The organism is Mesorhizobium sp. B2-4-15, assembly GCF_006658505.1.
Lineage (GTDB): Bacteria > Pseudomonadota > Alphaproteobacteria > Rhizobiales > Rhizobiaceae > Mesorhizobium.
This window is the reverse complement of the sequence record NZ_VFUZ01000009.1, coordinates 203,356-211,181: the sequence shown is the minus strand read 5'-3', so window position 1 is coordinate 211,181 and position 7,826 is coordinate 203,356. Positions and strand designations below refer to the sequence as shown.

The following is a 7,826-nucleotide window of genomic DNA, read 5'->3' as shown; positions in this document are numbered from 1 at the left end:
GCTCGGCATTTAGGCGCATCTCGTAGGCCGTCCATTTCGGCATGAAGCTCGCCATGTTCTGCTCGAACGCGCCGGGATCGTCGCCCCCATAGACCACCGGGCGATCCAGAAGCTCCGACCAGATCTTAGCCACGTCGGGGCCGCTCAGCGTGTCGGGCCCAACCACGTTGATGGTCTCGATCGGCAGCTTGCCGGGTGCGGAGTCGCGGCGGATCAGCTCGATCGCTGCTACTTCGGCGATGTCACGGGCGTCCACCATGGCTACGCCCTTGCTGCCAATCGGCATCGGATAGACGCCGTGCTCCACAATGACGTCCCTTACCATCGACTCGTTGTCGATGAAGTAGGTCGGACGCAAGATGGTGGCGCTGAAGTTCATCTGCACCAGCATGCGCTCGGCGCCGAACTTCACGGCGAAATGCGGGACGTTCACCGCCCGATCGGCTTCGAACACCGAAAGATAGACGACACGGTCGACGCCCGCTTCGCGAGCAACATTGAGCGCGATGATCGCCTGGGCAAATTCGTCACCCGTGACGGCATTGAGTAGGAAGAGCGTACTCACGTCTTTGAAGGCGCTGCGCAGTGCATCGATGTCGAGGAAATCGCCCTTGGCGACGTCGACACCGGTCGGGAAGCTGGCTTTCGCGGGGTCGCGGGTCAGCACACGCACCGTCGCGCCGCGCTGAAGGAGTTGGTCGACGACATGGCGGCCGACGCGGCCGGTGGCACCTGTAACGAGGATGGTCATTGGGGTTCACTTTCTGTTTGAGTCAAAAGGCACGCTCAAAATGAGTGATCCACATACATCCCGATAGATGGTATGTTTGGACACATCGTCTCATTGGCGGAACAGCAAAGAACAAAATCGTGGATCTTCTCGCTCTTGCCGACTTCAACCTGGTGGCCCGCCACAGCGGGTTCGGAAAGGCCTCACGTGCCGCCGGCCGGCCAAAGGCGACCCTTTCCAGACGCGTGGCCGATCTCGAGGCAAGTCTTGATCTGCGCCTGTTCGAACGTGGTGCGCGGACGCTCAAGCTCACGGAGGAGGGACGAGCCCTGTTTGAACGAACGGGCTTTCTGCTCACAGAACTTGATGAGACGGCGAAAGCGATCGCTTCGGGCGGCCATAGCCCGCGTGGCCGGCTACGCATCAGCGCGCCACTGCTCTTTTCTCAGACCGCGGTCGGAAAGCTCGCGGCCGGCTTCGTCCTTAGATACCCGGAGGTTCGGTTGGAGATCACCACGGAAGACAGGGCCGTGGACATGATCGAAGAAGCCTACGACCTCGTCATCCGGGTCAACCCGGAGCCGGATGCCACCCTTGTTGGGCGAGTGTTCCTGCGCGATCGGCTAGTGGTGGTGGCTAGTCCGCACCTGACGCCCCCAACCTCGGGAAGTCTCGTTCCCGCGATCAGTCGAGGCTCGTTGAACGAGTCCGAAGCCTGGCAAGTCACGACCTCGTCCGGCAAGTCGACGATTAACGCCAAGCCAGTGCTCAGCCTGGCGTCGTTCGTCATGGTCCGGGATGCGGTGCGCATGGGGCTCGGCGCCGCGCGCCTTCCGTTGTCGCTTGCCAGCGGCGATTTGGCTGCCGGCACGCTAGTGCATTGGGGGGATGTGTCAGGGCCCGAGACGGCGCTTTGGGCCCTTTATCCCTCGAGGCGTTTGCTCAGCCCCCGCGTGTCAGCGTTCCTCGACTACTTGAAGGAAGCCTTTCCGCAGGGGACGGCTGATGAATTGGCAGCCTATGTCGCGGACTGAACAATCCGGCACCCTTCCCTATGAACCCACCTCTACAGCGATCAAAAAGGCGAACAAGCCAAGCGGATCAAGTGGGGAAAACTCCCCGTGGCGCAACACGCTCAACACCGCAGCCGCCATGACTCTGCGAAGCAGACCGACCGGTTTCGGCCCCATTTCAGTCATTCCAATCGCCGGCCTGTGGGCCTTTCTGCGAGCAATATATCGTTTCAGCGAGCGGCGATTGCCGATATGTCCGGCGCTCAGCAAATTCGTTAAAGGGTGCAGTGACGCGAAATCGACGCTGCGCCCTCGCAGATCGCTGGCTATATTTGCGATCTGTCAACCGTCGCACGACGGTGAGCCAAACTCGCAAATCTATGATTCGAGGGAAATTGGGGAGGAGGTGGCCGGCTCAATCTTCGAATACGGCGTCGGAGGAGGTGCACGGCATCCGGTACAGGCGTCGCACATCGGAGGGGTGGATGGCTGACAACAGCGGAATGGTTGCCGCAAGTGAAAGAATCCCCCAATACGCTTGTGCCCGGAGCCTTGGCACGAATGTTGGTGCCGTGACTATATGCGGCACAACGGCGGATGCAGCGCCGAGGCGGAAGGCGGCCTGGCACAAAATCCTGGTCGCGGGAGAACCATGAACCGTGACGCAAAAAGGGATCACCTTGAAAGACGTTGCCGCCGCGGCCAATGTCTCGCGAGCAACGGCGGCGCGGGCGCTCAACAGCTACGGTTATGTCGGTGACGAGACGGCGCTTCGGGTGATGGAAGCCGCCGATAGATTGGGCTATCGGGGAAATCTCGTTGCTCAGGCGCTCCGCAGCGGCCAGTTGCCGATCGTCGGTTTCGTGCCCGGCGATATCCAGAATCCCTTCTTCGCCCGAATCGCCCACGACATCGAGGTGGAACTGCGTAAGCATCGTCACAATCTGCTGATCGCCAGCAGCGAGGAGAATGTCGAACTGGAAAAGGAATTGCTGGACAGCCTGCGCGCCCTCAGCGTCCGCGGCTTCATCCTGGCCCCAACATCGGCAACCGACAGCGAGCATATCGTGCAGTTGGCGCGTGCAGGTTCGCCAATCGTGCTGATCGACCGCGTCGTCAAGGACTTGCAATGCGACAGCGTGGTCGTCGACAATGAAGGGGGAGCGCGCGAGGCGGTCGAGTACCTCGTGGCCAACGGTCATGAGCGAATCGGTCTGCTGCGGGACGATTCACGGATCTTCACCGCGCAAGAGCGTCTCGCCGGCTACCAGAATTCGCTGAAATCGCATGGCGTTGCGTTCGACGAATCGCTGATCGGCGTGTCGCGTTCGACTGTCGAGCATGCGGTGGAGGCCACTATAAGGCTGTTCAGCCGCCGCAACCGCCCTACCGCACTGTTCACCGTGGACAGCCTGATGACCCAAGGCGCGCTTCTCGGCCTGCGCTCGATGGGTCTGTCCATCCCCCATGACGTGTCGCTGGTCGGCTTTGACGATTTCAATCTCGCAACCTTCACGGATCCACAGATCACGGTCATCGCCCAGCCCATCTCCGAGATCGGGCCACTTGCCGCCAAGCTGCTGCTCGAAAGGCTGGCCGGCAAGAAGGTCGCGCCGCGCGATATCCGGTTCCCGACGCGCCTAATCGTGCGTGGATCGGTAGCTCGACCCCACAGGCGCTGACCGGCGCCCCAGCTTCCAGCATTGGCAAAACTGCGGTGAGGGGCTTGCAAAGCGCAAAAATGCGTGCCCACTATCGCCATGTGAGATCGATCTCATGTCATATGAGCCGATCGAAAAGGCTGGTTAAGACGGCGCATTGATGCTCGCGCCTGGGCAAAGGCTCTGCCGCATCCGAGTACAAGGAAGAACGACATGCTGAACTTTGATAAGGACCGCTTCATAAGGATCCAGAGCGGTGCGATTTCCATCGCCGGCCAGGCGCGCTCGCTCATGCGCACGCTGCTTTCGGAAGGCGTCGAGCGGCTGTTTTTCATGGGAACCGGCGGCGTGCAGCTTCTGACGCTTCCCGCGATAGAACTGGCGAAACGCCATTCGACATTTCCCGTGAGCGCCGAGTATCCCGCGCAGGTCGTTCTCGATCCACCGGCCGGCCTCGACAACAAGGCCGCGGTCGTCATTCCGTCACTATCGGGCACGACCAAGGAAAGCGTCGAACTCATGACTTTCCTGAAAAAACGGGGCGTGCGCACGATCTCGCTCACGGGTCATTTGGACACGCCGATCGCGCGGGAAGCCGACCACAACTTCACGAACTTCGCCGAGGACGACACCTCCTCCGAATCCTTCTACCTGCAGACGATGCTGATCGTTCTGGCGCTGCTGGCCGAGCGCGGCGAATATGATGGTTTCGACACCGCTGTCGCCGAGCTCAAGCTCCTGCCGGGCCTGCTCGCCGACGCAAAAGCCGACTTCGAGGACAAGGCCGCCGAACTGGCCAAGACCATCAAGGACGAGACCTATCACATCTTCACCGGCGCCGGTTCGGCTTGGCCGGAAGCCAATTACTACGGCATGTGCATCCTGGAAGAAATGCAGTGGATCCGCACCCGCCCGGTGCATGCCGCGGACTTCTTCCATGGCACCCTCGAGCTGGTCGAGCCGGGTGTCAGCGTCTTCGTGTTCAAGGGTGAGGATGCCCTTCGCCCGCTCGCCGACCGGGTCGAGAATTTCGCCCGGCGCTACACCGACCGCGTCCGCACACTGGATGCCGCGTCGGTCAAATTGCCGGCCATCTCCCAGCAGGTGCGCGGCATGATTTCGCCGGTGTTGCTCGCCACGCTGCTCGAGCGGTTGAGCGCGCATCTTGAGGTGCTGCGCAACCACCCGCTGACCACACGTCGCTACTACAAACGCGTTGAATACTGATCCACTCTCACCTCGGAAGGAGCTGCTTATGAAACGTTCGCTGCATGTCGTGGCGGTCACAGTGGCCGCGGTATCATCATTGGGGCTGTCGATGAGTGGCGGTTCCGCCGCTTCGCCAGCGGTCGCGGCCGATCCCAACGCCAAGGTCGAATATAGTGGCACGCTGTCGATCCTGACCAAGTTCGGGCTGCAGCAGCTGTCGCCTTATTTCGTCAACATGGCGCAGGCCTACGAGAAACTCCATCCGGGCGTGAAGGTCGAACTCATCCAGGAGAGCGACGACAGCGTGAAGGGCAAGACCAAGACGCTGGTCGCCTCCAACTCGCTTCCCGACATCTATTTCTCGTGGACGGGCAGTTGGGGCGGCAATTTCGTGCGCGGCAACCGTGCCGTCGACCTGAGCAAGGTCATCGGTCCGGACACCGACTGGGGCAAGACACTGTCGCCCGCCGCCGTCAAGGCGTTCGAATACAACGGCAAGTTCTATGGCATTCCGCTTTACCAGGATGCCAAATTCATGGGCTACAATAAGCAGACGTTCGCAAAGCTCGGCCTGAAGGCACCCGCGACTTTCGAAGAGCTGCTGACCAGCTGCGATGCCATCCGCAAAGCGGGCACGACACCGATCTCGCTCGGCAACAAGGAAGCGTGGCCGGCGATCCATTATGCGGGCCAGTTGCTCGCCTACAATGTGCCGCAGGCGACATTGGAACGCGATTTCGATCCCGCCACCGCCCAATATACGGATCCAGGCTATGTCGCGGCGCTCAAGCAGTACCGTCAGCTTGTCGAGCGTTGTACCGACGGCGCCGGCGTCAATGGCACGTCCTATGCCTCGGCTTTGCAGGCTTTCACGAATGCGCAGTCGGCCATGTACTATCAGGAAATCATCGAGTTCGATCAGGCCGCCACACCGGACTCGGCATTGAAGCCGGCCGATTTCGGCTTCTTCAGACTGCCCGTGCCCGAGGGCGCCAAGGGCGATCCCAAGTCGATCGAGGGCGCTCCCGAGGGTTACATGATCAATGCGGCCTCGAAGAATATTCCGCTGGCGATCGACTTCATGAAGTTCGTCACCTCGAAGGAAAACGCGCAGGTCTTGTCCGCGCCTCCGTACGGCCAGCCGAGCGCCACCATCGGCGGCGCATCGGAATCCAACATGAGCGCGTCGATCGTCGATGGACTGAAGGACATCAACGCGGCTTCGTTCCTCATGCCTTGGTTGGACACGGCCAATCCGCCGCGCGTCGCCGCTGTCTGGCTATCCAGCCTGCAGGCGCTGACGGGCGGCTCGATGACGCCCGAGCAAGTGATGGACGAGGTGCGCAAAGCCGCCTCGGCAGCCAAATAAAGCGGACCATGGTCAGGGCATCGGATACAATAGAAAGCGGCGCCGTCATTCTCGGCGCCGCCAGGCGGCGAAGGTCCAGAAGCCTGCGGACCCGCTTCCGAAATCTGTTGTCGTTCCGATGGGCGGCGATGGCGCTAATCCTCATCGGCTGGTTCGTCTATTATCCGATCGTCGACAATTTCGTCGTCAGCACCACCGATCAGGACATCTATACTGGCGAGGTCACCAATGTCGGCTTGGCCAATTATGACCGGCTGCTGCATGACCCGATCGTGCTGGTCGCACTCTGGAACAATTGCCTCTACGCCGTCATCTCCGTCATCTTCCAGGTCTTCGGCGCGTTTCTCCTGGCGGCCATCATCGAAGATTTGAGGAACGAGCGCTGGCGTCGGCTATGGCGCGCCGTCTACTTCGTGCCCTCGGCCATCTCGATCACCGTCACCGGACTGCTGTTCTATTTTATCTACCAGCCGCAGATCGGCTTGCTCGATGCCGCACTCAGCCGCCTCGGTCTCGGTCAGTTCGTCCTGCCCTGGCTCGGCGATGAGCACACGGCCATTTACGCCATCATCGCCATGAGCCAATGGCAAGGCTTTGGCTATTCGACGCTGTTGTTCGCCATCGCGATCCAGAAAATTCCGCGCGACCTCTACGACGCCGCCACGATCGACGGAGCCGGCCCGCTGCGCCGTCTTTGGAGCATCACCTTCCCACTGACCCGGGAAATGACCGGGCTGATGATCATCGTCACCATCACCGGCGCGTTCCAGGTGTTCAACGAGGTCATGGTCATGACCGCCGGCGGGCCCAACAACAGCAGCCAGGTCCTGGGCACATGGCTCTATCAGAAGGCGTTTATCGAAGACAATTTCGGCTATGGTGCCGCGATTGCCGCGGTCATCTTCGTGCTGACCATGCTTACCGGCGCGGCACAGCTCTGGTATACGAAGCGTCGCCGGGTGCAGCTATGAGCGCGACCCTCGCAGTCGCACGCAGACGGCAGGTCAACGTCTGGTCCGTCGTTGCCAGGACGTTCCTCTATTCGTTCCTCGTCTGCCTCGGCGTCGTCGTCATCTATCCATTGATCTGGATGGCTCTCAGCGGCTTCAAGGACAACGCGCAAATTTTCGGCGATCCCTTCGCCCCGCCGTTGCACTGGTCCTGGAACAACTATGTGCAGGCCTGGAACCAGGGCGTTCGTGGCTATGTGACCGTCTCCGTCCTGGTGACCGTTGCCTCGGCCGTTTGCACCGTGCTCATCAGCGCATGGACGGCGTTCGGCTTAACCCGGACCAGGATGCCGGGAAAATCACTGGTCGTCGCCGTCGTGCTGGGTGGGCTGATGCTCAGCCCTACAGTGGCGATCATCCCGCTGGTGAAGATGTTGCAGGCGCTCGGGCTCTACAACACTTACTGGGCGCTGATCATTCTCTACACGGCGTTCCGGGTGCCGTTCACCACCTTCCTCATTCGCGCCTACATGCTGGACCTGCCCAGCGATCTCGACGAGGCGGCGACGATGGACGGAGCCAGCGAAGGTCAGATCTTCTGGCGCATCACCTTGCCGCTGTGTCGGCCGATCATCATCTCGTGCGTCATCCTGCACGTCCTGTTCGCCTGGAACGAGTATCTGTTCGCCATGGTGTTCACGAGCGGCAGCGATGTGCAGACGCTGCCGGTCGGCCTCACTTCGATCATGGCAACGCACGGGACCAACTATGCCGTCGTGTTCGCGGCCATGACGATCTCGGCGCTGCCCATCGTCGTCGTTTTCTTTGCCGCGCAGCGCTACTTCATTCGTGGCCTATCCGAAGGCATCGGCAAGTAGCAATTCCCCTGAAAGG

At 60.9% G+C, this 7,826-nt stretch carries 8 protein-coding genes; 7 read left to right on the top strand and 1 reads right to left on the bottom strand.

The genetic code is table 11. The annotated features are described in order from the left end of the window. Positions 1 to 751, bottom strand: a 751-nt coding sequence (locus FJ930_RS13730) for an NmrA/HSCARG family protein (protein WP_141838272.1), incomplete at its 3' end; no start/stop codon positions are given. Positions 752 to 870: 119 nt separating this feature from the next. Between FJ930_RS13730 and FJ930_RS13725 the strand changes: the two genes are divergently transcribed. The 7 genes from FJ930_RS13725 to FJ930_RS13695 all read left to right on the top strand — a co-directional run bounded on the left by FJ930_RS13725 (position 871) and on the right by FJ930_RS13695 (position 7,810). Then, positions 871 to 1,764, top strand: a complete 894-nt coding sequence (locus FJ930_RS13725) for a LysR family transcriptional regulator (protein WP_141838270.1) — start codon at positions 871 to 873, stop codon at positions 1,762 to 1,764. Continuing rightward, positions 1,736 to 2,236 (top strand): hypothetical protein, encoded by a 501-nt coding sequence (locus FJ930_RS13720; RefSeq protein ID WP_141838268.1) that lies wholly within the window; start codon positions 1,736 to 1,738, stop codon positions 2,234 to 2,236. Before FJ930_RS13725 ends, FJ930_RS13720 begins: the two co-directional genes overlap by 29 nt. 166 nt (positions 2,237 to 2,402) lie before the next feature. After that, positions 2,403 to 3,425 carry a LacI family DNA-binding transcriptional regulator gene (locus FJ930_RS13715; protein WP_140746066.1) on the top strand — a complete coding sequence of 341 codons (1,023 nt, stop codon included), beginning with the start codon at positions 2,403 to 2,405 and terminating at the stop codon, positions 3,423 to 3,425. Positions 3,426 to 3,617: 192 nt separating this feature from the next. Next, positions 3,618 to 4,631 (top strand): SIS domain-containing protein, encoded by a 1,014-nt coding sequence (locus FJ930_RS13710; protein WP_141838266.1) that lies wholly within the window; start codon positions 3,618 to 3,620, stop codon positions 4,629 to 4,631. A 28-nt stretch (positions 4,632 to 4,659) separates the two neighbouring features. Next, positions 4,660 to 5,982 (top strand): extracellular solute-binding protein, encoded by a 1,323-nt coding sequence (locus tag FJ930_RS13705; RefSeq protein WP_141838264.1) that lies wholly within the window; start codon positions 4,660 to 4,662, stop codon positions 5,980 to 5,982. A gap of 128 nt (positions 5,983 to 6,110) precedes the next feature. Beyond that, a complete protein-coding gene (locus tag FJ930_RS13700; protein WP_246676910.1) occupies positions 6,111 to 6,953 on the top strand; it encodes a sugar ABC transporter permease in 843 nt (280 codons plus the stop codon). Continuing rightward, on the top strand, positions 6,950 to 7,810 hold the full coding sequence (locus FJ930_RS13695; RefSeq protein ID WP_140746074.1) for a carbohydrate ABC transporter permease: 861 nt from the start codon (positions 6,950 to 6,952) through the stop codon (positions 7,808 to 7,810). Before FJ930_RS13700 ends, FJ930_RS13695 begins: the two co-directional genes overlap by 4 nt. The last annotated feature ends 16 nt before the right edge of the window (positions 7,811 to 7,826 follow it).

What these genes read in the sequence shown, in the direction of transcription:
- FJ930_RS13710 (WP_141838266.1), top strand. Translation starts at nt 3,618, where the DNA reads ATGCTGAACTTTGATAAGGACCGCTTCATAAGGATCCAGAGCGGTGCG.
- FJ930_RS13695 (WP_140746074.1), top strand. Translation starts at nt 6,950, where the DNA reads ATGAGCGCGACCCTCGCAGTCGCACGCAGACGGCAGGTCAACGTCTGG.
- FJ930_RS13700 (WP_246676910.1), top strand. Translation starts at nt 6,111, where the DNA reads ATGGCGCTAATCCTCATCGGCTGGTTCGTCTATTATCCGATCGTCGAC.
- FJ930_RS13720 (WP_141838268.1), top strand. Translation starts at nt 1,736, where the DNA reads ATGAATTGGCAGCCTATGTCGCGGACTGAACAATCCGGCACCCTTCCC.
- FJ930_RS13705 (WP_141838264.1), top strand. Translation starts at nt 4,660, where the DNA reads ATGAAACGTTCGCTGCATGTCGTGGCGGTCACAGTGGCCGCGGTATCA.